The sequence below is a fragment of the Lederbergia wuyishanensis genome (assembly GCF_022900255.1).
Lineage (GTDB): Bacteria > Bacillota > Bacilli > Bacillales > Bacillaceae_C > Lederbergia > Lederbergia wuyishanensis.
In genome coordinates, this window is the sequence record NZ_JALIRM010000007.1 from 1 (window position 1) to 26,255 (window position 26,255).

The 26,255-nt window shown below is 39.5% G+C and carries 22 protein-coding genes, 2 rRNA genes and 1 riboswitch; all 24 genes read left to right on the plus strand.

From position 1 onward, the window contains the following. Positions 1-103, plus strand: a 23S ribosomal RNA gene (locus MT489_RS11075); the annotation flags it as partial. A 68-nt stretch (positions 104-171) separates the two neighbouring features. Beyond that, a 5S ribosomal RNA gene (gene rrf / locus MT489_RS11080) occupies positions 172-287 on the plus strand. A gap of 724 nt (positions 288-1,011) precedes the next feature. After that, positions 1,012-1,491: a C40 family peptidase gene (locus tag MT489_RS11085; RefSeq protein ID WP_244681621.1), complete on the plus strand. Its 480-nt coding sequence runs from the start codon at positions 1,012-1,014 to the stop codon at positions 1,489-1,491. A gap of 392 nt (positions 1,492-1,883) precedes the next feature. Beyond that, on the plus strand, positions 1,884-3,626 hold the full coding sequence (locus MT489_RS11090; protein WP_244681622.1) for a glycosyl hydrolase: 1,743 nt from the start codon (positions 1,884-1,886) through the stop codon (positions 3,624-3,626). A gap of 120 nt (positions 3,627-3,746) precedes the next feature. Next, the gene (locus tag MT489_RS11095; RefSeq protein WP_244681623.1) at positions 3,747-4,286 is read left to right on the plus strand and encodes a DUF2179 domain-containing protein; all 540 of its coding nucleotides are present in this window, start codon (positions 3,747-3,749) and stop codon (positions 4,284-4,286) included. Continuing rightward, complete coding sequence (locus tag MT489_RS11100; protein WP_244681624.1) at positions 4,283-4,471, plus strand: NETI motif-containing protein; 189 nt, start codon at positions 4,283-4,285, stop codon at positions 4,469-4,471. Before MT489_RS11095 ends, MT489_RS11100 begins: the two co-directional genes overlap by 4 nt. A 73-nt stretch (positions 4,472-4,544) precedes the next feature. After that, a riboswitch (purine riboswitch) is annotated at positions 4,545-4,645 on the plus strand. A 111-nt stretch (positions 4,646-4,756) separates the two neighbouring features. Continuing rightward, a complete protein-coding gene (gene purE / locus MT489_RS11105; RefSeq protein ID WP_244681625.1) occupies positions 4,757-5,245 on the plus strand; it encodes a 5-(carboxyamino)imidazole ribonucleotide mutase in 489 nt (162 codons plus the stop codon). Next, a complete protein-coding gene (gene purK / locus MT489_RS11110) occupies positions 5,232-6,377 on the plus strand; it encodes a 5-(carboxyamino)imidazole ribonucleotide synthase (RefSeq protein ID WP_244681654.1) in 1,146 nt (381 codons plus the stop codon). Before purE ends, purK begins: the two co-directional genes overlap by 14 nt. Continuing rightward, the gene (gene purS / locus MT489_RS11115) at positions 6,370-6,624 is read left to right on the plus strand and encodes a phosphoribosylformylglycinamidine synthase subunit PurS (protein WP_244681655.1); all 255 of its coding nucleotides are present in this window, start codon (positions 6,370-6,372) and stop codon (positions 6,622-6,624) included. Before purK ends, purS begins: the two co-directional genes overlap by 8 nt. Next, on the plus strand, positions 6,621-7,304 hold the full coding sequence (gene purQ, locus MT489_RS11120) for a phosphoribosylformylglycinamidine synthase subunit PurQ (RefSeq protein WP_244681626.1): 684 nt from the start codon (positions 6,621-6,623) through the stop codon (positions 7,302-7,304). The genes purS and purQ overlap by 4 nt, the downstream gene beginning before the upstream one ends. Next, positions 7,288-9,519, plus strand: a complete 2,232-nt coding sequence (purL, locus tag MT489_RS11125; protein ID WP_244681627.1) for a phosphoribosylformylglycinamidine synthase subunit PurL — start codon at positions 7,288-7,290, stop codon at positions 9,517-9,519. Before purQ ends, purL begins: the two co-directional genes overlap by 17 nt. Next, entirely contained in the window at positions 9,495-10,919 is a 1,425-nt protein-coding gene (gene purF / locus MT489_RS11130; RefSeq protein WP_244681628.1) for an amidophosphoribosyltransferase, read from the plus strand. Before purL ends, purF begins: the two co-directional genes overlap by 25 nt. Positions 10,920-10,984: 65 nt before the next feature. Further along, entirely contained in the window at positions 10,985-12,028 is a 1,044-nt protein-coding gene (gene purM / locus MT489_RS11135; RefSeq protein WP_244681629.1) for a phosphoribosylformylglycinamidine cyclo-ligase, read from the plus strand. Further along, positions 12,025-12,597 carry a phosphoribosylglycinamide formyltransferase gene (purN, locus tag MT489_RS11140; RefSeq protein WP_244681630.1) on the plus strand — a complete coding sequence of 191 codons (573 nt, stop codon included), beginning with the start codon at positions 12,025-12,027 and terminating at the stop codon, positions 12,595-12,597. The genes purM and purN overlap by 4 nt, the downstream gene beginning before the upstream one ends. A gap of 15 nt (positions 12,598-12,612) precedes the next feature. Then, a complete protein-coding gene (gene purH / locus MT489_RS11145; RefSeq protein WP_244681631.1) occupies positions 12,613-14,145 on the plus strand; it encodes a bifunctional phosphoribosylaminoimidazolecarboxamide formyltransferase/IMP cyclohydrolase in 1,533 nt (510 codons plus the stop codon). A gap of 68 nt (positions 14,146-14,213) precedes the next feature. Next, a complete protein-coding gene (gene purD / locus MT489_RS11150; protein ID WP_244681632.1) occupies positions 14,214-15,473 on the plus strand; it encodes a phosphoribosylamine--glycine ligase in 1,260 nt (419 codons plus the stop codon). A 183-nt stretch (positions 15,474-15,656) separates the two neighbouring features. Beyond that, the gene (locus MT489_RS11155; RefSeq protein WP_244681633.1) at positions 15,657-17,399 is read left to right on the plus strand and encodes an adenine deaminase C-terminal domain-containing protein; all 1,743 of its coding nucleotides are present in this window, start codon (positions 15,657-15,659) and stop codon (positions 17,397-17,399) included. A 36-nt stretch (positions 17,400-17,435) separates the two neighbouring features. After that, positions 17,436-18,479, plus strand: a complete 1,044-nt coding sequence (locus tag MT489_RS11160) for a DUF3048 domain-containing protein (protein ID WP_244681634.1) — start codon at positions 17,436-17,438, stop codon at positions 18,477-18,479. 70 nt (positions 18,480-18,549) lie between these two features. Then, positions 18,550-18,843 carry a YerC/YecD family TrpR-related protein gene (locus MT489_RS11165; protein ID WP_244681635.1) on the plus strand — a complete coding sequence of 98 codons (294 nt, stop codon included), beginning with the start codon at positions 18,550-18,552 and terminating at the stop codon, positions 18,841-18,843. 399 nt (positions 18,844-19,242) lie between these two features. Next, positions 19,243-19,920 (plus strand): heptaprenylglyceryl phosphate synthase, encoded by a 678-nt coding sequence (pcrB, locus tag MT489_RS11170; protein ID WP_244681636.1) that lies wholly within the window; start codon positions 19,243-19,245, stop codon positions 19,918-19,920. 42 nt (positions 19,921-19,962) lie between these two features. Beyond that, on the plus strand, positions 19,963-22,179 hold the full coding sequence (gene pcrA, locus MT489_RS11175) for a DNA helicase PcrA (protein WP_244681637.1): 2,217 nt from the start codon (positions 19,963-19,965) through the stop codon (positions 22,177-22,179). Between the two features lie 243 nt (positions 22,180-22,422). Beyond that, complete coding sequence (gene ligA / locus MT489_RS11180) at positions 22,423-24,429, plus strand: NAD-dependent DNA ligase LigA (protein WP_244681638.1); 2,007 nt, start codon at positions 22,423-22,425, stop codon at positions 24,427-24,429. A gap of 79 nt (positions 24,430-24,508) precedes the next feature. After that, positions 24,509-25,669, plus strand: a complete 1,161-nt coding sequence (locus MT489_RS11185; protein WP_244681639.1) for a CamS family sex pheromone protein — start codon at positions 24,509-24,511, stop codon at positions 25,667-25,669. A gap of 294 nt (positions 25,670-25,963) precedes the next feature. Continuing rightward, complete coding sequence (gene gatC, locus MT489_RS11190) at positions 25,964-26,254, plus strand: Asp-tRNA(Asn)/Glu-tRNA(Gln) amidotransferase subunit GatC (protein WP_244681640.1); 291 nt, start codon at positions 25,964-25,966, stop codon at positions 26,252-26,254. The last annotated feature ends 1 nt before the right edge of the window (position 26,255 follow it).

The window sequence follows — 26,255 nt, forward strand, 5'->3', positions numbered from 1 at the left end:
AAGCGAGTAAGATCCCTGAAAGATGATCAGGTTGATAGGTCCGGTGTGGAAGTGTGGCGACACATGGAGCTGACGGATACTAATCGATCGAGGACTTAATCAATGTATGATACGGTTTGTTTTCTCTTATTATCTGGTTTTGAAGGAATGAATCCTTCATCAATTTATATGTCTGGTGGCGATGGCGAAGAGGTCACACCCGTTCCCATCCCGAACACGGAAGTTAAGCTCTTCAGCGCCGATGGTAGTAAGGGGCCTCCCCTTGCAAGAGCAGGACGTTGCCAGGCAACTAAGGACATCACATTAGTGGATGTCTTTTTTGATTTTCAAAAAGTACCGAAGGTATAAAAGAAAAGAAGCGGAAACTATGTTAGCGAGGATCAGGAGGACCAAGAAGATCAAGGAATCAAGGGAGAGAGACTCGGAATGGGCTATGCCCATGAGAATCGAACGAACGCAAATGACGAAGAGATTCGCCGGTCATCCTGATCCGCAGCCCGAACACGGAAGTTAAGCTCTTGCGCCGATGGTAGTAAGGGGCTTCCCCTTGCAAGAGCAGGACGTTGCCAGGCAACCAAAGACATCCAAAATATTGGGTGTCTTTTTTGTTTTCCTGAAAAAATGCGGAAGGCATGGAAGTAAAGAAACGAAATCAATGTAGCAAGGATCGGGAGAACCAAGAAGATCAACGAATCAGCCAATTTTGATGTTGAGAGGTATCAATCGGGTGATTGATACCCTAAGTCTTATGGATTTTATTGCTAAAGGTAACCAATAAGCGTATTGATGCCTTAAGTAGTGGTGATTTTGATGATGAAAGAAATCAATCTAAGGATTTTAACTATTAATTCTCTCCGAGCCCTAACTGTTACTAAACTCCAAATACGAATAAAAACCCCCTTTAACCTTTATGTAACTATTTTTAACCAATCGGAAACGATTGCCCTCTGAAAATTGTTTATGATGTGTTTAGAAAGAAAAAAACAATAAAAAGTGAAAGAGGGATTTGTAATGGAAATGGGGATGTCAGTAAGAAAAACATCATGGGTCGTAGCAGTGATCACAGCACTAGCACTAATGTTTTCATCATTGTTTGGCTTGAGTGCGGATGCCGCAGCACAGACAAAAGGAGATCAGGTTGCGGCATACGCGCAAACATTGAAAGGGAAGCCGTTTAAGTGGGGCGGAACGACAACAAAAGGGTTTGATGCTTCAGGTTTTACTCAATATGTGTATGCAAAAAGTGTAAAAGTTAATTTGCCGCGTACAAGTGCAGATCAATTTAAAAAAGGTAAAGATGTAAAGTTGAAGGATCTAAAGCCAGGGGATTTAGTATTCTACAAAACAAACGGGAAGTCAGTATCATTCGTTGGGATTTATGTAGGAAAGCAACAGTTCATTGGGGCAACATCAAATGGTGTAAGAATCCAATCCATGAATCTTAATTACTGGAAGACTAAGTACGTTGGAGCAAAAAGAATTGTAAACTAAAATAACTGTTCGGGAGAGTCTACCATGAAATGGGCGAAGCTAAAAGAGTTTATTCATTTTCTGATATATTTACTTGTTGCTGTTTGCCTTTTCGGAATAGTTACTCTCCTCGTTGTATTTCTTTTCATACAATTATGATCTTCGTAGCGAAAAAACTACGGAGATTTTTTATTTTTCTCGACGATATTTATTAAAATGTGCAGCATTTTTTAAAAATACAGTAACTTCGAAAGTAGAAAAAGATAAAAAAATCGTATAACATGAGTTTCTTCCATTATTGACCAATATTCATATGGAAGATAGAATTAAGTTATCCATTAACTAACATTTCCGGGGGTGAATCCATATTATTGTAAACGCTTTCTATACTTATTTAAAGGAGGGAATTAAAAATGAAGTTACAAAAATCGTTTGATATTTTTAAAAAGGCTAAATTGCTTTTCTTTATTATCACTTTATCGTTTACCTTACTTCCTTCGTCCTCTCCTATCGCTAGCGAAGACGTTTCTTCAATGGTTTATGAAGCAGAGGAGGCGCAATTATCGGATTTAAAGGTTGAAAAGTCATTGAGTGGATTCTCAGGAAGTGGCTACGTGACTGGGTTCACGAATGATACCGGTTCTGTAACATTCACTGTTGAAGTTCCTTCCACTGCGGTGTATAAACTAACAGTTGGATATGCAGCTCCCTATGGATATAAGAAGGCGAATCTACTTTTAAATGGGGCAGGGCAAGGAGAAGTTGAACTAACTGAGGTATCGGGATTTACAGAAGCTTCCGCGGGAAGTATTTTGTTGAATGAAGGTTCCAATACAATCACGCTTGAAAAGGGATGGGGATGGTATATTATCGATTATATTAAAATTGTACCTACTGAAAATCCTGAGCAGCATCAGGTTGCTAAAGAGTTAATTAATCCGCATGCTACGAAGGAAGCTGTTTCTTTACTTAGTTTTCTTGTGGATCATTACGGTAAAAATATTTTGTCTGGTCAACAAGTATATCCAAATGACAACTTAATCGATGTTCAATTTATTCATCAACAAACTGGAAAAAAGCCAGCAGTACTTGGGCTAGACTTTATTGATAATTCTCCGTCACGAGTAGAAAGAGGGACATCAGCTGATGAGGTTAAGGTGGCAATTGACTGGTGGAACAATGAAGGGGGCATCGTTGCTTTTACATGGCATTGGAATGCACCAAAAGATTTAATTGATCAGCCAGGAAAAGAATGGTGGAGAGGATTTTATTCAGATTCTACTACTTTTGATCTTCAATATGCACTAAATAATCCGGATTCTGAGGATTATCAGTTGCTCATTCGTGATATAGATGCTATCTCAGCTGAATTGAAAAAATTGCAGGATGCGAATGTGCCAGTACTTTGGAGACCATTGCACGAAGCTGAAGGTGGTTGGTTCTGGTGGGGAGCAAAAGGACCTGAGCCGGTAAAAGAACTTTGGAAAATAATGTACGATCGAATGACCAATCATCATAAGCTTAATAATCTAATTTGGGTTTGGAATTCAGTGTCCCCTGAATGGTATCCTGGCCATGAATATGTAGACATCGTTAGTTACGATTCTTACCCGGGAAATTATAATTACGCACCGATTAGTAACTATTTTGAAAGATTGGTAGAACTTGTAGATAATAAAAAGCTTGTAGCGATGGCTGAAAATGGTCCGATTCCTGATCCTGATTTATTACCACTCTATCACGCCAATTGGAGCTGGTTCAGTACTTGGAATGGTAGTGTTTTAAAGGATCAAAATACAATTGATCATTTGAAAAAAGTGTATAATCATGATTACGTTTTGACGTTAGATGAATTGCCTAATCTAAAAACGTATTTATCGGATAGTATACCAACACAATTCCAACAAATAGATGATACTATTAATCGCTTTTCAGCAGATGGTCAATTAGATAAACCGATTGCTTCGCAGCTGACGAATAGCTTGAGACAAGCTGAAAAACATTTTCAAAAAGGACAATTTAAACAGGCAACTAAAAAACTTGAGGACCTTCAAAAAAGTTTAGAAAATCCGGGGCAACAGAAGAACATTGGTCCAGATGCCAAAAGATTACTTAAAGTTAATGCAAATGTATTAATGCTCTCTTTAAAAGAATAAACCTATTTTAGCTTCCCTTATTAAATGAAGGGAAGCTTTCCACTTTTTTCCCAAAAAAATTGTATGTTCTCCATTATTTAAGGGTATTGGTTATAGAGAATATATATTGGGGGAAGATTCATGCTGGAAAATAGTTTTGTTATGATTGCTATTATTTTAACGATTAACGTAGTGTATGTTTCGTTTTTTACAATTAGGATGATTTTGACTTTAAAAGGTTATCGCTATATTGCAGCTTTTATTAGTATGATCGAAGTGGTTATATATGTTGTTGGGTTAGGGCTTGTTCTTGATAACCTTAATCAAATTCAAAATTTAATCGCATACGCAGTAGGTTACGGGATCGGTGTGATTGTCGGGACTAAAATAGAGGAAAAGATGGCTCTTGGTTATATAATGGTGAATGTAATAACGAAGGAATATGATCGTGATCTTCCGAAACAATTGAGAAATGAAGGGTATGGGGTTACAAGTTGGGCGGCTCAAGGATTGGAAGGTGACCGCATGGCGCTTGAGGTATTAACGTCAAGAAAAATGGAACTCCGCTTATATCAAAAAATAAAGGAACTTGATCCAAAAGCATTTATTATTGCATATGAGCCAAAAACGATTTATGGCGGGTTTTGGGTGAAGGCTGTGAAGAAAGGGAAGTCTGAATGAAAAAAGAATTTGAAGTGTTGGAAAATGAAACAATTAATGATTGTTTGAATCGAATTGAAAAAGAAGGATATAAAGTCATTAAACGGACTGAAAAGCCAATTTTTAAAGAAGAGATAGAAAAAGGTAAAACAAATTACATACCAATTGGTCGAAAAATAATTTTCCAAGGAATAAAAGACTCCTAAACACGAACATTCGGTTTTGGTGAATAATAAATGTTCGATTTTTGGTTGACATCGTCTTCTTTTCTTTGTTATGATGAAATTGTATTAAAAGCCTCGTATATCATGGGAATATGGCCCATAAGTCTCTACCCGATTACCGAAAATAATTGGACTATGAGGAAAGTGGAATTTGGGAAGCATTTGATGTGCTTTTTTCAAATGCGTTTTTTATACCCGGATGAACTGCTTTCTTTTGCAGAAAAGCAGTTTATCCGGATTTTTTATTTTATAGACGGAGGGATTTACATGAACACCGAAGTCGGAATTATTATGGGAAGTACGTCCGATTGGGAAACGATGAAACACGCTTGTGACATTTTGGATGAATTACAGGTTCCTTATGAAAAGAAAGTCGTGTCAGCGCATCGGACGCCAGATTTAATGTTTGAATACGCAGAAACCGCAAAAGAACGTGGGTTGAAAGTAATTATTGCTGGTGCAGGTGGTGCAGCGCATCTACCTGGCATGGTAGCAGCTAAAACAAATTTACCTGTCATTGGTGTTCCGGTTGAATCCAAAACGTTAAAAGGGCTGGATTCTCTTTTATCAATCGTACAAATGCCAGGCGGCGTGCCTGTTGCGACAGTAGCAATCGGGAAAGCAGGTGCCACAAACGCGGGACTACTTGCCGCTCAAATTATCGGGATTGAAAATAGTGCAGTAGCAGATAGACTTGAAAAAAGAAGAAATGACTTAAGAGAAAAAGTATTAGAAAGCAGTGATCAGCTTGTCTGAAAAGTTTATTAGACCAGGACAAACAATTGGTATCATCGGCGGTGGTCAGCTTGGCCAAATGATGACTTTTTCAGCAAAAGAAGCAGGATTTCGCGTTGTCATATTGGAGCCGACTCCTAATTCACCAGCTGGACAAGTGGCTGATGAGCAAATTGTAGCGGCGTATGATGATCGCGACGCTCTATTACTATTAGCTGAAAAAAGCGATGTTGTTACATATGAATTTGAAAATATAGATTATGAGGCATTGGATTGGCTTTTGGAAAAAGCATATATCCCTCAAGGAGCGGAGTTAATCAGAATCACGCAAGATCGAATTTTGGAAAAGCAGGCTTTGACAGAAGCAGGTGTTGAGGTTGCTCCATATGCCGTAATTGGTAGTTTAAAAGATTTAGAGGATGGAATAAGGAAAATCGGTATCCCATCTGTTTTGAAAACATCTCGTGGTGGTTACGACGGGAAAGGGCAGTATGTTATAAAAAATGAACAAGACATTGAAAATGCAGTTGAGCTATTAAAAAATGGAGCATGTGTCCTTGAAGCGTGGATCCCTTTTGAAAAAGAAATATCAGTTGTTATGACGAGAGGTACGTCTGGCGAATTGAGTTATTTTCCGGTCGGCGAAAATATTCACCTCAATAATATTTTGCATCAAACGATTGCTCCAGCTCGAGTATCTAGCAATGTGGAAATGAAAGTGGCTAAATTGGCACATAAAATAGCGGATCACCTTGGTCTAGTAGGTACATTGGCGGTTGAGCTCTTTTTAACAGAAGATGAAAAAATCTATGTGAATGAATTGGCACCACGCCCACATAATTCTGGCCATTATACAATTGAAGCTTGCAATGTTTCTCAGTTTGACCAGCATATTCGTGCGGTTTGTGGCTGGCCGTTGCAAAAAGTAATGCTTTTACAAAAAACAGTAATGGTCAATGTTTTAGGTCAGCATGTTGAAGGAGTTATCAATCAAATTCCAATGCGCCCAGAATGGTCTATCCATTTTTACGGAAAAGAAGAACCGAAGCATAATCGCAAAATGGGGCATGTGACTGTGTTAACTGATGATATAGAAGAAACGTTAAAGGACTTAAACCAAACTAAAATCTGGAGGAGACATGATGATGTATAAAGTAAAAGTATTCGTAACATTGAAGGAAAGTGTAATTGATCCACAAGGTGCTGCAGCGACTAAGGCATTGCAAAAGTTAGATTTCCCTGAAGTTCAAGAAGTTCGCGTTGGTAAGTATATTGAGTTAAAGCTTGAAAATACGGAACAAAATATTGAAGAAACGGTTCATAACATTTGTAAAGGACTCCTCGTTAATAAAGAAGTTGAGGATTATCGCTTTGAAATTGAGGAGGTTGGTGCACAGTGAAATTCGCTGTCGTCGTTTTCCCCGGAACTAGCTGTGAAGTCGATACGTTTGACGTCATCAAGAAGAAATTGAATGAAGAAGTGGAATATGTGAGCCACTTAAGTGAAAACTTAGATGCTTATGATGCCATCCTTATTCCTGGAGGAGCATCTTATGGTGATGCGGTTCGTCCAGGTGCGATTGCTAATATGCAGCCAGTTATGAAAGCTGTAAAAACGGCTGCTGAATCTGGAAAATTAGTTCTTGGAATCGGAAACGGTTTTCAAATTTTACTAGAAGCAGGTTTGTTGCCAGGAGCAATGCTTAAAAACATAAATCTAAAGTTTATTTGCAAACCTACGCAACTTAAAGTGGAAAATAACGACACAGCTTATACTTCTGCTTATGAAAAAGGGGAGCAACTTAATATTCCAATTGCTCATGGAAAAGGGAACTATTATTGTGATGAAGCAACTCTTTCCGAGTTAAAAGAGAATAATCAAATCATTTTTACTTATACATCAAATCCGAATGGAAGTATCGAAAACATTGCAGGCATTACGAATAAACAAGGAAATGTACTTGGTATGATGCCTCATCCAGAACGTGCAGTAGATTCATTGTTTGGTAGCGAAGATGGTCTTAAAATCTTTCAATCGATCGTAAGAAACTGGAGGGAATCACATGCAACAAACGCTTGAGCCAAATCCAACACAAATCAAGGAAGATAAAATATATCGTGAAATGGGTTTGACAGACGAAGAATTTGCCCTAGCGGAAAAAATGCTCGGCAGAACACCGAATTACACGGAAACAGGTCTATTTTCGGTTATGTGGTCTGAGCATTGCAGTTATAAAAATTCCAAACCAGTTTTGAAAAAGTTTCCTACAAAAGGTGAACAAGTTCTTCAAGGACCTGGAGAAGGTGCTGGGATTGTCGATATTGGCGATAACCAAGCTGTCGTATTTAAAATCGAAAGCCATAACTCACCATCAGCAGTAGAACCTTATGAAGGTGCGGCAACTGGAGTAGGCGGAATTATTCGTGACGTTTTTTCGATGGGTGCAAAGCCAATTGCTTCATTAAATTCACTTCGTTTCGGTGAACTTGATACTCCTAGAGTACGTTATTTACTTGAGCAAGCAGTTGCAGGGATTGCCGATTATGGAAATGCCCTTGGTGTTCCGACAGTGGGCGGCGAGATTCAATTCGACGATTCTTATAAAACAAATCCACTCGTAAATGCGATGGTAGTTGGATTGCTTGATCACGAACATATTCAAAAAGGGCAAGCAAAAGGTGTTGGCAATACAGTAATGTATGTTGGTTCTCCTACAGGTCGTGATGGAATTCATGGAGCTACTTTTTCATCAGTAGAGTTGGCTGATGAGGAAGAAGAGAAGGAAAGAGCTGCAGTACAGGCAGGTGATCCTTTTACAGAGAAGATGTTGATGGACGCTTGTTTGGAGCTCGTTAAATCAGATGCATTGATTGGGATTCAAGACATGGGAGCAGCGGGCTTGACGAGTTCTTCAGCAGAAATGGCAAGTAAAGCGGGCTTCGGAGTTGAAATGAATCTCGATTTAATTCCACAGCGTGAAGAAAACATGACAGCATACGAAATGATGCTTTCAGAATCACAAGAGAGAATGCTCATCGTTGTGAAAAAAGGTCGTGAACAGGAAGTCATTGATCTTTTTGAAAAATATGACCAAGAAGCTGTTTCAGTAGGGACTGTAACAGATGATAAAATGCTTCGCCTTCTTCATAAAGGGGAAGTTGTGGCAGAAGTTCCAGCAGATGCGTTAGCAGAAGATGCTCCTGTTTATCATAAGCCATCAGAGGAACCAGCGTATTACCGCGAATTCCAAACGATGGAGCAAGAGATTCCTGAAGTATCTGATTACAATGAGACATTGCTAAAACTTTTACAACAACCAACGATTGCGAGCAAAGAATGGGTGTATAGCCAGTTCGATCAACATGTTGGAGCGAATACGGTTGTCAGCCCTGGCTCTGATGCGGCAGTTGTTAGAATTAGCGGGAAAAATAAAGCAATCGCAATTACAACAGATTGTAACTCTAGATATATTTATTTGGACCCTCAAGTTGGTGGGAAAATTGCTGTTGCTGAAGCAGCAAGAAATGTCGTTTGTTCAGGTGCGAAGCCACTAGCGATTACAGATGGCTTAAACTTCGGTAGCCCTGAGAAACCAGAAATCTTCTGGCAAATTGAAAAATCAGCTGCTGGTATTAGCGAAGCTTGTATCGCTCTTGAAAGTCCAGTAATCGGTGGGAACGTGTCTCTTTTCAATGAAAAAGGCGGAAAAGCGATTTACCCAACACCAATTATTGGTATGGTCGGTTTGATTGAAGATCTATCTTACATTACAACTCAGAACTTTAAATCAGCTGGAGACCTCATTTATTTGGTTGGAGAAACGAAAGATGAGTTCGGCGGAAGCGAGCTACAGAAGATGGTTAACGGCAAGATATTTGGTAAAGCTCCATCCATTGACTTAGACGTAGAAGTAAAAAGACAGAAGCAAATTCTTGAAGCGATTCGCAGTGGATACGTTGCATCTGCTCACGACGTTTCAGAAGGTGGAGCAGCTGTTGCAATAGCAGAGTCACTGTTTGGTACAGCTGAGCTCGGTGCGGAAGTAAAACTGGTTGGAAACGAAACAGCAGCATTATTTGCAGAAACGCAATCCAGATTTATTTTATCCGTGAAAAAGGAACATCAAGAAGCGTTTGAACAATTGCTAGAAGATGCGACATTGATCGGGGAAGTTACAGAACGCGGGCAGCTAGTCATTGAAGGTTCGGAAAAACAATTAATTTCTTCTGAAGTTAAGACATTGGAAGATGCTTGGAAAGGAGCCATTCCATGTTTGCTGACATTAAAGGGCTAAACGAGGAATGCGGCGTTTTTGGAATATGGGGTCATCCTGATGCTGCAAAAATTACGTACTACGGTTTGCATAGTTTGCAGCATCGCGGGCAGGAAGGTGCTGGAATTGTTGTAACGGATGGTCATCGCCTTAAAGGCATTCGCGGTGAGGGTCTTGTAAATGATGTTTTTAATGAGAAGAAGCTTGAAAGCCTTCCAGGGAAAAGTGCCATTGGCCATGTTCGATACGGAGGAGCTGGAAAAGGTGGGTTGGAGAATGTCCAGCCCCTTCTCTTCCATTCGCAAAGTGGGAGCCTAGCTCTTGCGCAAAATGGCAATTTAATCAATGCAAATGATTTAAAACATCAACTTGAAATGCAAGGAAGTATTTTTCAAACGACTTCTGATACGGAAGTTTTAGCTCATTTGATCAAGAGAAGCGGTTATCTCACGTTCAAGGATAAAATGAAAAATGCCTTATCTCTAGTGAAAGGTGCTTATGCACTTATCCTTTTAACTGAAACGGAATTGATAATTGCTTTGGATCCAAACGGGCTGCGTCCACTTTCTATTGGAAAAATTGGTGACTCTTATTGTGTATCATCGGAAACTTGTGCTTTTGATTTAATCGGAGCCGAGTTTGTCCGCGATGTGGAGCCTGGCGAACTTATTATTATTAATGACGAAGGCTTGCACGCTGAGAGGTTTACCCTTTCTTCATCAAACGCGATGTGTACGATGGAATACGTATATTTTTCCCGTCCAGACAGTGATATAGAGGGAATCAATATCCATACAGCTAGAAAAAACCTCGGTAAAGTACTGGCACGGGAAGTTCAAATCGAGGGCGATGTTGTGACAGGGGTGCCGGATTCAAGTATTTCTGCTGCAATCGGTTTTGCAGAAACTGCTGGAATTCCGTACGAAATGGGCCTAATTAAAAATCGATATATTGGCAGAACGTTTATCAAACCATCACAAGAGTTACGTGAACGCGGAGTTAAAATGAAGCTTTCCCCTGTAAGAAAAGTAGTTGAAGGAAAGCGCGTTATCATGGTGGATGACTCTATTGTTCGAGGGACAACGTGTAAAAGGATTGTTCGCATGCTAAAAGAAGCGGGAGCAAAAGAGGTTCATGTGTGCATCAGCTCACCGCCAATGAAAAATCCTTGTTTTTACGGAATCGATATATCGACACATGAAGAGTTAATTGCTTCTGAACATAGTGTGGAAGAAATTCGCGAAATCATCGGTGCGGATTCTCTTACATTTTTAAGCGTTGAAGGAATGCTGGAAGCGATTGGACGTAAAGGGTACGGGAAAAATTGCGGTCAATGTCTTGCTTGCTTTACAGGCGAATATCCGACAGAAATTTACCCTGATACATTATTGCCGCATGAAAAGGAATTGAATAGTTATTAGAAGTCGGCGATGGGACATTAGACTGAATGTCCCTCAAAGGAAAAAATCATTAGGAGGCGGGCGGGATGGCTAATGCCTACCAAAAGGCCGGAGTTAATATCGAAGCTGGGTATGAAGCGGTAGAAAAAATTAAAAAGCATACGAAACGAACATTGCGCGCTGGAGTCATGGGGCAATTGGGCGGATTTGGCGGAGTGTTCGATTTATCGGAGTTAAATCTAAAAGAGCCCGTTCTCGTTTCAGGAACGGATGGAGTCGGAACAAAGTTAAAGTTGGCGTTCATGGTGGATCGACATGATACAATTGGAATTGACTGTGTGGCTATGTGTGTAAATGATATCGTTGTTCAAGGTGCCGAACCTATTTACTTTCTAGACTATGTCGCGCTCGGAAAAGCAGTTCCTGATAAGATTGAACAAATTGTGAGTGGAATTGCGGACGGTTGTGAACAAGCTGGTTGTGCGTTAATCGGCGGTGAAACAGCAGAAATGCCTGGTTTATATGAGGAAGATGAATATGATCTTGCTGGGTTTGCAGTAGGTGCTTGTGAAAAATCGCAAATTATTACTGGGGAACATATTCACGAAGGTGACGTTTTAATTGGTTTAGCTTCAAGCGGGATTCATAGCAATGGTTATTCCTTAGTCCGTAAAGTCTTTCTTGAAAATCAAGGTTTTTCACTTGATGTAAAGCTTCCTGAACTTTCATTAAGTCTTGGTGACGAATTATTGAAGCCTACTAAAATTTACGTCAAATCCATTTTAGCAGCTTTACAAGAATTCGAAATAAAAGGAATGTCTCATATTACAGGCGGCGGGTTTATCGAAAATCTTCCAAGAATGCTTCCTGAAGGTTTCGGTGTCATCATTGAAAAAGGGACATGGCCAGTTTTACCTATTTTCAAAGCTCTTGAAAAGTATGGGGATATAAACGAAAACGAAATGTACAATATTTTTAATATGGGAATTGGATTTGTTGTAGCTGTTCGCGCTGAGGATGCAGAGTCGGCCATCCGATTTTTTGTGGAACATGGCGAAAAAGCTTATAAAATTGGTTCCGTTGTTAAAAATGATGGTGTTACATTCGTGAATGCGGGGACAATAAAGTGAAAAAAATAGCTATTTTTGCTTCAGGTACAGGAAGTAATTTTCAAGCAATCATTGATGCCGTTAAAGCAGGGTGCCTTCATATGGAAGTCGCCTTGCTTGTTTGTGATAAGCCTGGAGCTCTCGTGATAGATAAAGCTGAAAATGAGAAAATTAAAACCTTCGTATTTAATCCGAAAGAATTTGAAACAAAGGTAAGTTTTGAAAAAGAAATCATTAGCCGTTTGCAAGAAAATGATGTTGATTTAATTGTACTTGCGGGCTATATGAGGCTTATTGGAACAACTTTGCTTAATACATATAAAAATAAAATCATTAATATCCATCCGTCATTATTGCCATCTTTTCCAGGCAAGGATGCAATCGGTCAAGCTTATCGTGCAGGTGTGAAAATCACAGGGGTTACGATCCATTATGTAGACGAAGGAATGGATACAGGACCGATTATTGCACAAAGAGCATTGGAACTGTCAGGTGAGGAAACACTTGCTGAAGTAGGACAGCAGATTCACGAAATAGAACATGCATTTTATCCGGAAGTTTTACAAAAATACTTCGTAGAAAAAGATTGAGGAGGACACAGGTTCATGAAAAGAGCACTAATCAGCGTGTCAGACAAAACAGGTGTAGTTGACTTTTCAAAAGCGCTTGTTGAGCTTGGATTTGAATTATTATCGACTGGTGGAACGAAAAAGACGCTTGAAGAAAATGGATTACCTGTTACAGGGGTAGACGAAATTACGGGTTTTCCTGAGATTTTGGAAGGTCGTGTAAAAACACTTCATCCAATGATTCACGGAGGATTACTCGCAAAAAGAAATTCTGATGACCATATGAAACAAATTGATGAGCAAGGAATTAAGCCGATTGATGTTGTATGCGTTAATTTATATCCTTTCCAACAGACGATTGCAAAACCTGATGTGACACCAGAGGATGCGATTGAAAATATCGATATCGGTGGCCCTTCAATGCTCCGAGCTGCTGCAAAAAACCACGAAGATCTTGCTGTTGTTGTAGATGCAGCTGACTACGAAACTGTTCTTTCCGAGCTGAGCGAAAATGGAGAAGTTTCAAAAGCAACAAAAAGAAAGCTTGCTGCTAAAGTTTTCCGCCATACTGCTGCGTATGATGCGCAAATTGCGGAATATATGACTGAGCTTGCTGGCGAAGAACAACCTGAACGTGTTACGTATACATTCGAATTGAAACAAAATTTACGTTATGGGGAAAATCCTCATCAAAAAGCCGCTTTTTATAAAAAGCCACTCGGATCTGCTTTTTCAATCGCAAATGCAGAGCAACTTCATGGGAAGGAATTATCTTACAATAATATCCATGATGCAGATGCGGCTTTACAGCTTGTAAAAGATTTCGATGAGCCTGCGGCTGTTGCAGTTAAGCATATGAACCCTTGTGGAGCCGGGATTGGAGCAACTGCTTCAGAAGCATTCAAGAAAGCATATGAAGCTGATCCTACATCGATTTTTGGCGGAATTGTTGCTTTTAATCGAGAAGTAGATGGGGACACAGCTCGTCAGCTCCATGAAATTTTCCTAGAAATTATTATTGCTCCATCGTTTTCAGCTGAAGCTTTGGACATTTTAACAAGCAAGAAAAATATCCGTTTAATGACGATTCCTTTTGACGGTGTTCAAAAACAAGAAAAAATGCTCACTTCCGTAGAAGGTGGATTACTTGTACAGGATCAGGATTCCTTTACATATGAGGATGCACAAATTTCGATCCCTACGAAACGTCAGCCTACTGAAGAAGAGTTAGCTGCATTAAAATTAGCGTGGAAAGTTGTAAAACATGTAAAATCCAATGCGATTGTTGTAGCAGGTAACGATATGACCCTTGGTGTTGGTGCTGGTCAAATGAACAGAGTAGGAGCAGCAAAAATCGCTCTTGAACAAGCCGGAGAGCGTGCAAAAGGTGCCGTACTAGCTTCAGATGCCTTCTTCCCAATGAGCGATACAGTAGAAGAAGCAGCACGTGCTGGAATTACAGCCATCATCCAACCAGGCGGATCGATTCGCGACGAAGAATCAATCAAAGCTTGCGACGAACACGGCATCGCCATGATATTCACAGGCGTACGCCACTTCAAACATTAATCGGGGACAGTCCCCTTGGGGACAGGTCCAAAGGGGACAGGTTCAAAAATTAAAAGGGCGGTGATTTTTTGAAGGTATTGGTTGTGGGCGGAGGCGGTCGCGAGCATGCCCTTTGTAAAAAAGTGAAGATGAGCGAACTTGTAACAGAAGTTTATTGCGCTCCAGGAAATGCAGGTATTGCAGAAGATGCAACACTCGTTCCGATAAAAGAAACGGATTTTTCAAACCTTATTCAATTTGCGAATGAAAACAAGATTGATTTAACGATTGTAGGACCAGAAGTTCCACTGGCAGCAGGAATTGTAGACGAATTCGAGACTGCTGGTTTAAAAGTTTTTGGCCCACGCAAAAATGCAGCTATTATAGAAGGAAGTAAATCATTCGCGAAAGAATTGATGAAAAAATATCATATTCCAACAGCCGAATACGAAAGCTTCCATTCTTATAATGGGGCCAAAGCGTATGTCGAAAAAAAGGGAGCTCCTATAGTCATTAAGGCTGATGGGCTTGCCGCTGGAAAAGGTGTTGTCGTTGCAATGACACTTGAAGAAGCGGATGCAGCTTTAAAGGATATGCTGCTTGATTCAAGATTTGGAGAGTCATCAGCGACAGTAGTGGTAGAAGAGTTTCTTGAAGGTGAAGAATTCTCTTTAATGGCTTTTGTGAATGGAGAAAAGGTTTATCCAATGGTAATTGCACAAGACCATAAGCGCGCTTTTGACGGCGACAAAGGTCCAAATACAGGTGGGATGGGTGCCTATTCTCCTGTACCGTTTATTCCTGAAGCAGAAGTTGAACGTGCAGTTGAGGAAATTTTACTTCCTACTGCAAAAGCGATGATACAAGAGGGACGTCCTTTTACAGGCATACTGTATGCCGGATTAATCCAAACTGAACATGGTCCTAAAGTAATCGAATTTAACGCCCGTTTCGGTGATCCTGAAACGCAAGTTGTATTAGCGAGACTTGAAAGTGATCTTGTCCAGCTAGTGGATGATTTATTGGAGGGAAAAGAGCCTGTTATTCAATGGTCTAACGAAGCGGTAGTTGGTGTCGTTCTGGCAGCCGAGGGGTATCCTGGAGACTATAAAAAAGGTGTCGCGTTACCAACCTTTGCATCAAATGAGCTGAACATATCGTTTTTCCACGCAGGAACTGGACGCATTGGAAAAGATGGTCCTTACGTATCAAATGGAGGAAGATTGCTATTAGCAGCCGCAAAAGCTGATTCAATCCAAGAAGCGGTAGATAAAGTCTATCAAGCTATGAAACAACTAGATCATCAAGAATTTTTCTATCGTAAAGATATTGCACATAAAGCCCTCTAATTTTTTGATGGGGACAGGTCCAAAGGGGACGGGTTCAAATGGACCTGTCCCCCCTTTTTTGTCGCTTCCGCTTTTTCTATTCACAAATTGTTAATATTTTTCTGTAGAACTTTACTGCGTTAAAACGAATAGTATGTTAGAATAATGTAATATTGAAAGTTATACTCCCAGGAGGAAAATGGTATGTGGAATCAACGATACCGCTGGAAAAATAGACAGATTCGGGAACAGGTGTCTGTTATAGATGGGCAAAAGTCGCCAACTCTTCTGTTAAAAAACGCCCGCTTCCTGCATTCGATTTTAAGAAAATGGATTACGTCCAATATATGGATTCATCAAGATCGCATTATTTATATCGGCGAAGAACTCCCTAAGAGACTAGAAAACTGTGAAATTATCGATTGCTCCGGACTTACTCTTGTTCCTGGATATATAGAGCCTCACGTTCACCCGTTTCAACTTTATAATCCCCAATCATTCGCTCGTTTTGCATCTCAATCTGGTACAACGACTCTAATATGTGACAACCTGTTCTTTTTTCTACATTTAAACAAAAAGAAAGCGTTTGCACTATTGAATGAGCTTAATGAATCACCCGTTTCTATGTATTGGTGGGGGCGTTTTGACTCTCAAACCGAGATGAATGAAGAGGAAACAATCTTTACGAATAGTGATATTAAGTCATGGTTAGAGCACGAGGCTGTTGTTCAAGGTGGAGAATTGACTGGATGGCCAAAGCTCCTAGCTGGGGACGATTTAATGTTGCATTGGATTCAAGAAACGAAGCGTCTCGGTAAAAAAGTGGAAGGTCATTTCCCTGGTGCATCCGATAAGACATTGACAAAAATGAAATTATTTGGTGTAGATGGGGATCATGAATCGATGACAGGGGCTGATGTTTACAAGCGCCTCATGCATGGATATACGGTTGCTCTTAGACATTCATCTATTAGACCAGATCTGAATGTACTGTTAGAAGAAATTCATGATTTAGGTCTCGATCAATATGATTCACTTATTTTTACAACAGATGGCTCTACACCAGCTTTTTATAAACAAGGAATCATGGACATGATGATTGATATGGCGATTAAAAACGGAGTTCCTATTATCGATGCTTATCATATGGCTTCCTATAATGTCGCACGCCATTTTAATCTGACTCATCATCACGGTATGATTGCAACAGGCAGAATCGCAAATATAAATTTTCTTGCAAATGAAGCGGAGCCAACCCCAGTATCGGTTCTTACTAAAGGACAATGGGTAAAAAGAGATGGTCAAAATTTAATAAATGACGAGGATATCAACTGGAAGGAATTTGGCTTAGATCCATTGAATTTAGATTGGGAGCTACAATCTTCTGATTTGCAATTTTCCATGCCATTTGGAATCGAAATGGTTAATGATGTCATTACAAAACCGTATTCTGTTTCACTTGATTTCTCAATTGAAAATCTTCCACAAAATCATGAAGAGAGTTATTTTGCATTATTGGATCGAAATGGGAAGTGGAGAATTAACACAATTGTCAAAGGATTCGCAAAAAGTGTAAGCGGTTTCGCCTCTTCTTTTTCAAATACAGGAGATATTATTCTTATTGGTAAAATGAAAAAGGATATGATCCTTGCTTTTAAAAGAATGAAAGAAATAGGCGGTGGGATTGTCCTTGCTGAAAACGGTAAAATAATACATGAAATTCCTTTGCCTCTTGCTGGTTTAATGTCCGACCAACCATTAGAGGAATTAATTGATGCTGAAGAAAGATTAAAAGAATTACTGTATGAGAGAGGATATCCTTTTACAGATCCTATTTATTCTTTATTATTTTTCTCGGCAACTCATTTACCGTACATTAGAGTGACGCAAAGCGGAATGTATGACGTTATGAATAAAACTATACTATTTCCGACATTAATGCGTTAAAATGGTAGAGTGAAGAAAGATGTAGGGGATGGAATAGTGAAACATAAATCGATACAAATCATACTATTGATCACATTCATATTACTTTTAACAGCATGTAGTAAAAAGGCGCCTGAGAAAGAATCACAAGAGCCAGAAGTGAAGGAACCGGAACAATCGGAACAAGCTCATGAAAAAACGTATGATTTTCATTTTCCGTTAACAGGTATAGGTACTGACGTGGAGCCTAATCGGAGAGCGGTGGCTGTCACGATTAATAATCATCCGGCAGCGCGTCCTCAAACAGGTCTCTCGCAGGCCGATATTGTATATGAACTGCTAGCTGAAGGAAATGTTACGAGATTTTTAGCTGTTTTTCAAAGTGAAACACCTGACAACATTGGTCCAGTGCGTAGTGCCCGTGAATATTTTATCGAGCTTGCCCAAGGCTATAAAGCGCTTTTTATAGCGCATGGATATAGCCCCGAGGCTGAAAAAACACTTGCATCTGGTGTCATCGATCATTTAAATGGGATGAAATACGATGGTACTTTATTTAAACGATCGTCGGATCGAAAAGCACCTCATAATTCCTATATTACTTTTGCAAATATCGAAAAAGGAGCAGAGGATAACGGGTTTTCTATGACAAATCCGCCTGCTTCAATGGACTTTTACACAGAAAAAGAGCTTGAGGGTATAAATGGTAATGGTGCAGACCAAATAAAAATTGTTTATGGAAACAATTCACAATTTACAGCGGAGTATAAATACGACACTCAATCTGGTCGATATTCCCGTTTTTCTGATGGTGAACAAACAGTGGAATATAAGAATGGTGCACCAGTGTTAGTTGATAATCTTCTTGTTATTGAAACTGAACATAAGGTGTTAGACTCTTCTGGAAGACGTTTTATAAATTTAAAATCAGGCGGAAAAGCGTACTTGTTCCAAAAAGGAATCATGAATGAAATCGAATGGAGAAATTCTGACGGTATTATTACTCCATACGAGGACGGAAACCCTGCAAAGCTTGTTCCAGGCAAAACATGGGTAAATGTGGTACCTAGTTTAGATGTTGTCTCATATGAACAAAACTAAAGCAGATATATGTCGTTGTTTGAACTATGTGCAAGCAAGTACTGTTTTAAGATAAAAAGGAGATAGATAGATGCAAATTGAAAAATTAAGGGGTCGTGAACTTGATCAATTGTTTGAAGCGGTCCTGTCTTTAAAAAATGTTGAAGAATGCTATCGCTTCTTTGATGATCTATGTACAATTAATGAGATTCAAGCCTTATCACAACGTCTCGAAGTAGCTAGAATGCTTAGAGAAGGAAAAACCTATCATAAAATTGAAACAGAAACAGGAGCAAGTACAGCTACAATCTCTAGGGTGAAGCGCTGTCTCAATTACGGGAACGATACGTACGAAATGGTTCTTGATAGAATTCACAAAAAATAAAGAATAGCTTTATGAAAGCCTAGTATCTTAATGATTATGAGATACTGGGCTTTTAGTTTTCGTGATCGAATAGAGATGCCCTGACGGCTAATAGAGCTGCCTGGACGGCTAATAGAGCTGCCCTGACGGCTAATAGAGCTGCCCAACGGCTAATAGAGACGCACGGGCAGCGAATAGTAATACTCCCATTTCAAATAGAATAGCGCAGAAGACAAATAGAGATGCGCATAAGTGAATTAGACTAATCCCGATTACGAATACAACCACGAACCGAAGAAACAGAACTCCCAAAGTAGCGAATCGTTTTATCCAAAGAATTTTCTCTTTTTCCTCAGTAACACACTCGTCAAAATGCTATAATGTACTATGGTATCGAAAATAATGGAGGATTTTGAGCTTATGTACGATGTAAAGGAATGGCGTCATGTTTTTAAGCTAGACCCGAATAAAGAGATTTCAGACAATCATCTTGAAAAATTATGTGAATCGGGAACGGACGCCATCATTGTTGGAGGTACAGATGATGTAACTTTGGATAAAGTTCTTAATCTGATGGCAAGAATTAGAAGGTATACGGTACCTTGCGTACTTGAAGTGAGCAATCTTGAGTCGATTACGCCAGGCTTTGATTTATATTTCATTCCTTCGGTGTTGAACAGTCGAGATATCCGCTGGTTCTCAGGTATTCACCATGAAGCTGTTAAAGAGTACGGTGAACTTATGGATTGGAATGAAATTCTTATTGAAGGCTACTGTATATTAAACGATAATTGTAAAGCGGCAATTCAAACAAATGCCAACACGAATTTAGATGACGAGGATGTCATTGCGTACGCGATGATGGCGGAAAAAATGTTTCGTATGCCGATTTTTTATATGGAATATAGTGGCACTTATGGTGACCCAGAGCTTGTTAAAAAAGTGAAAAGGCAGCTTTCTGAAACAAGATTATTTTATGGGGGCGGAATTCAAACCGTACAACAGGCAAAAGAAATGGGACAGATTGCCGATGTGATCATTGTTGGAAATGCCATTTACGAAAATTTTGACGAAGCATTGAAAACAGTTAACAACTAACGATATAATAGAACAAATGTTCCTAAACAGGCGGTGAAGAACGTGCAATTTTTATCAAATCGTCTCCTTGAAGGGTTAAATCCTGAGCAAAGGGAGGCAGTTAAAACGACAGATGGCCCCTTGTTGATTATGGCTGGAGCTGGAAGTGGAAAAACGAGGGTGCTTACACATCGAGTTGCCTATTTAATGGTGGAAAAAGGTGTAAATCCATACAATATTTTAGCGATTACGTTTACGAATAAAGCTGCACGCGAAATGAAAGACCGGATTGGAAGAATTATGGGCGGTACAGCGGAAGAAGTTTGGATTTCTACCTTTCACTCCATGTGCGTTCGTATTTTGCGACGCGATATTGACCGGCTTGGATACAACCGTAACTTTACAATCCTCGATACGACTGACCAACTATCTGTCATTAAAAATGTCCAGAAAGACCTTAATATTGATCCGAAAAAGTATGATGCTAGGGCGATTCTTAGTGCGATAAGCAGTGCGAAAAATGAATTGGTTACCACATCAGAGTATGAAAAACAAGCGGCGGGCTACTATGCGCAAACAGTCAGCAAGGTATACACAGAGTACCAGCGCAGACTTCGCAGAAATAATGCACTCGATTTTGACGATTTAATCATGGTGACGATTCAGCTATTTCAAAGTGTTTCTGAGGTGCTCGAATACTATCAACGCAAGTTCCAGTATATTCATGTCGATGAGTACCAAGATACGAACCGTGCACAGTATCTTTTAGTCAAATTACTTGCAGCACGTTTGAAAAATTTATGTGTCGTAGGAGACTCAGACCAGTCGATATACAGATGGCGTGGAGCCGATATTGCTAATATCCTTTCATTTGAAAAAGATTATCCGAATGCGAAAGTTATTTTACTAGAGCAAAACTATCGATCAACAAAACGAATTTTGGAAGCGGCGAACGAAGTTATAAAGAATAACTTTAATCGAAAGGCCAAAAATTTGTGGACGGATAATGATGAAGGTCGAAAAATTGTGTATTACCGAGCGGATGGGGAGCAAACGGAAGCTCAATTCGTTGCTGGAAAAATAAAAGAAAAGACTGCGGAGCCTAACCGCAAGCTTTCAGACGTGGCTATCCTTTATCGGACAAATGCTCAGTCCCGTGTAATGGAGGAAGTTTTATTAAAGTCAAACATTGAGTACAATATCGTCGGCGGAACAAAGTTCTATGATCGTAAAGAGATTAAAGACTTGCTAGCCTATTTACGACTTATTGCAAATCCAGACGACGATATTAGCTTGCAACGTATTATTAATGTTCCAAAACGTGGGATTGGTGCAACTTCTTTAGATAAAATTGCGTCTTATGCGAGAGAACATGATTTATCACTGTATCAAGCATTAAACGAGGTTGACTTTATCGGATTATCGGGAAAAGCAGCTAATACAGCTTCTGAATTCCATGCACTAATCCGCAATTTTACGCAAATGCAAGATTTTCTATCCGTTACTGAAATTGTAGAGGAAGTCATCGAGAAATCAGGATATGAAGCAATGTTGCGGGCAGAAAAAACACTCGAAGCCGAAAGTCGCTTAGAAAATATAAACGAATTTTTATCTGTTACGAAAAGCTTTGAAGAAGGTAATGATGATAAAAGCTTGATTGCATTTTTAACAGACTTGGCGCTTGTTGCGGATATTGATAAGCTTGATGAAGATGGTACTCCTGGGGACGCGGTAACTTTAATGACTCTTCACTCCGCCAAAGGACTCGAGTATCCTATTGTATTTTTAATCGGTATGGAAGAAGGAGTTTTTCCGCATAGCAGATCCTTAATCGAAGAGGAAGAAATGGAAGAAGAGCGCAGGCTCGCCTATGTCGGTATCACGCGTGCAGAAGAAGAACTGTATATTACAAATGCACAGATGAGGACACTTTTCGGACGTACGAATATGAATCCTGTTTCTAGGTTTATTGCAGAGATTCCAGAAGAACTATTGGAACATGCCCATAAAGAAATGAGACGACCTGTTTCTTCCCTTGGCAATGCTTTAGGCGTTCAACAAACAAGAAGTAAGCCTGTAACAAGACCGACTCCGGTTGTATCTGGTGCAGATGGAATTGCTTGGAAAGTTGGCGATAAAGCGGAGCATACCAAATGGGGTGTTGGTACGGTTGTAAGTGTAAAAGAAAAAAATGGAAGTGTCGAGCTCGACATAGCTTTTCCAAGTCCTGTTGGCATAAAGCGCCTATTGGCTGAATTTGCCCCGATTAAAAAGATCTAATAGAGGAGGTTCAAAAAGTACGATAAAAATTACACTTCGAATTTCTTCGTTGGCTTGTTTCTCCGCTGCTCATGTATCAGGTAAAGGATCTTCTGCTAAAATCGCCCACGTCCTGTGGGCAACGCAGAAGTCAGCACATCCTGTGCAAGTTTGCTGCTCGAAACTGCGCCGCCTAGAACTTCTTGGTCCTTTTTATCCTTCTTTTTGAACACGTACCAGTAAGTTTTTCAGGAGGATGATCGTATGGCCCACGATTCAGTAGAAAAACAATTAAATGAATTATACAGATTATTAAACCAATACAATTACGAATATCATGTTTTGGACAACCCGTCTGTTCCAGATGCAGAGTATGACAGATTGATGAAGGAATTAGTGAGACTCGAGGGAGAACATCCCGAGTTGATTACACCTGACTCTCCTACTCAACGTGTTGGTGGCGAGCCATTATCGGCTTTTGAAAAAGTGCGCCATGAAACACAAATGTTGAGTTTGGCAAACGCATTTTCTGAAGACGATCTTCGCGACTTTGATAGAAGAATTCGACAAGCGATTGGAGATCAATTTTCATACGTATGTGAATTAAAAATAGATGGATTGGCTGTATCACTTCGCTATGTTGACGGGCTTTTTGTACAAGGGTCTACAAGGGGAGATGGGACAGTTGGTGAAGATATTACCGCTAATTTAAGGACGATACGTTCGATTCCTATACGTCTAAAAGAACCATTTTCTCTTGAAGTGCGCGGCGAAGCGTATATGCCGAAAAAATCATTTTTACAATTAAATAAAGTTCGTGAAGAAAACGGAGAATTGTTATTTGCGAACCCTAGAAACGCAGCTGCAGGCTCCCTACGACAGCTTGATCCGAGGATTGCTGCATCACGTAATCTAGACATTTTCTTATATGGTATGGGTGACTATGGAACAACAGGCGTTACCGCTCATAGCGAAGGTCTTGATTTACTTGAGAAGCTCGGTTTAAAAGTGAATAAGGAAAGAAGAAAATGTGAATCTATCGAAGAAGTGATCAAGTATATCAATAAATGGACAGACAACCGTCCGAATCTTGACTATGAAATCGATGGGATTGTTATAAAAGTTGATTCAATCGATCAACAGGAACAGCTAGGCTCTACAGCGAAAACACCTCGCTGGGCAATTGCGTACAAATTTCCAGCTGAAGAAGTCGTGACAAAACTAATTGATATTGAACTTAGTGTCGGGCGCACCGGTGTAATAACACCAACAGCGATTTTGGAACCTGTTCGCGTTGCAGGAACGACTGTACAAAGAGCGTCACTTCATAATGAAGATTTGATAAGAGAAAAAGATATTATGCTACATGATTACGTTGTCGTAAAAAAAGCAGGAGATATAATTCCAGAAGTAGTGAATGTACTTGTTGAGAGAAGAAGTGGTGAAGAGATTCCATTCCATATGCCTACACATTGCCCAGAATGTGATAGTGATCTAGTTCGTTTAGAAGGTGAAGTGGCACTACGCTGTATTAACCCGACATGTCCTGCGCAAAGACGCGAAGGATTAATTCACTTTGTTTCTCGAAATGCGATGAATATTGAGGGATTAGGGGAAAAAGTAATCGGTCAATTATTCTCCCTTCAGCTTGTAAAAGATCCTGCAGATATTTATTTTTTAACGAAGGATCAACTCTTAAACATGGAGAGAATGGGAGAAAAATCAGCAACGAACTTAATCAATGCCATTCAAGCGTCTAGAGCTAATTCACTGGAAAAATTACTGTTTGGACTTGGTATCCGACATGTTGGAGAAAAGGCTGCAAAAACTCTTGCTGAGCACTTCGAAACAATTGATAAACTCGCTGTTGCTTCACGCGATGAATTAATAACCGTGGAAGAAGTCGGAGAAAAAATGGCAGATGCAATTGCGACGTTTTTTGAAAACGAGGAATTCGAACAGTTAATCTCCAAGCTAAAAGATGCAGGAGTTAATATGGAATATCTCGGTCCGAAAAGATCGGATACGGCTAATATTGATTCGTATTTTAACGGCAAGACAGTTGTTTTAACAGGAAAGCTTGAAAAAATGACTCGAAATGAAGTAAAGGATACGATTGAGTCTCTTGGTGGTAAAGTATCAGGAAGCGTCAGTAAAAAAACGGATCTCGTCATAGCGGGTGAAGACGCTGGATCGAAATTGACAAAAGCGGAAGAGCTAGGAATTGAAGTGTGGGACGAGGAAAGGCTTATTGAGGAACTTGCTGAGTAATAGTACTTTTTAGTTTTCTCGAAAAAATAGCTGACAATTCCTCGCAGCAATCTTTACAAAATAAAGGTGGAAAAATAGGATGAAAAAATGGTTGGCAGTAGCTTTGGCAACGGTCTTATTAAGCGGCTGTGTGCCAACGTTTCAAAAAAATGATGAGGTTGTACAAGATACCAAAGATCAGAAGGAAAAATCCATCATTCCAAACTATCAAATTTCTGATTCATATTATCGTACAATTATTGAATTTCAGCCTAGTAAAACTAGGGGAATGGTCGTATCTAATCTTAACTCAAAATACGATATTGATGAGTTTGAAACAGGCTTAATGCGCGTTGCGAAAGAAAATTTTCCAACAGATAAATATGTTTTTCAAGAAGGACAAAAGCTTAGTAAAGAGACAGTTAGTAAATGGCTTCGACGAAAATATACGGCTGCCCAGTTGAAAACATTGAATATTAAAGAAGAAGATAATATCGGTCTTAATCCGGTGAACAACGAAGAAGGAACGATTGAGGAACAAAATGCTAAAAGTCCAATATATCTTGCCCATGTGTTGGAACATGACTATTTAATCAAAAACGATAATACCGTGAAACTCGGTGGGATTGTCATTGGGCTAGCATTGAATTCAGTTCATTATTATCAAAAAGAAAAATACGGGGCGACTTTTGAACAGGATATTCCTCACGATAAATTGGCTGCTGAAGGGAAAAAGATGGCCGAAGAGATAATTAAACGACTTCGTTCAGATAAAGAGATTGGAGATGTCCCGATTACCATCGCTCTATTCGAACAAAAAAATAAAAACGCAGTCATTCCAGGAAACTTTTTTGCCTACGCACATTCCAATAATGGAAGTACTACTTTAGGGGACTGGAAGGCAATTGATGAAAAATACTATCTTTTCCCATCAACAAAGGCAGAAACCGATCATCGTGATGATGTTGCTTATTTCATGAGATTTAAAGACGATGTTGAAAAGTACTTCCCAAATTACAATGGTGTAATTGGTCATGCGTTTTATAAGGATGGACAGTTTATTAAACTAACAATTGATATCACTATCCAGTTATATGGCCAAGCAGAAATAATAGCCTTCACCCAGTGGGCCACTTCACTTGTCATGGATCATTTCCCGGATCACATCAAAGTTGATGTAAATATAACATCTATTAATGGGGCAGAAGCATTAATTGTTAAAAATCCTGGTGATAAGGAGCCGTTTGTTCATATCTATTAGTTTTTGTTCAACGGGGCGGGGCTTGGATTGAAGCAGAAAGTATGGATTTATTCTAATACAGCAACGCAACGACCTGAATCACTACAAAAAAGATAGATATGTCCCGATTCTGCAACACAAGAGAGAATTTCGACAAAACACATGCATCTATTACAATTCTGTCTTAAGCAGATCACAAAATAATGCTTTTCATAAAACAGGGGGCAAATAGCTTGCCCTCTTGCGTTTGTTTAAGTTTTTCTGATATTATCAATAGTATTGCGAGGATCGATTTTTTACTTGGAGGTGCAGATTATGTCGAGAATTACGAAAGACCAAGTTTTGCATGTAGCTCATTTAGCAAGACTTGAAATGAATGATGAAGAAGCGGAACAATTTACTGAACAGCTCGACCGTATCATCGAAATGGCGGAAAAATTAGATGAATTGACTACGGAGAATATTAAACCTACGTCGCACGTTTTCGCACAAGAAAATATTATGCGTGAAGACGTACCAGTAAAAGGGTTGCCAATTGAAGAAGTGTTAAGAAACGTCCCTCAACATGAAGATGGACAAATTAAAGTACCAAAAATTTTGGATTAAG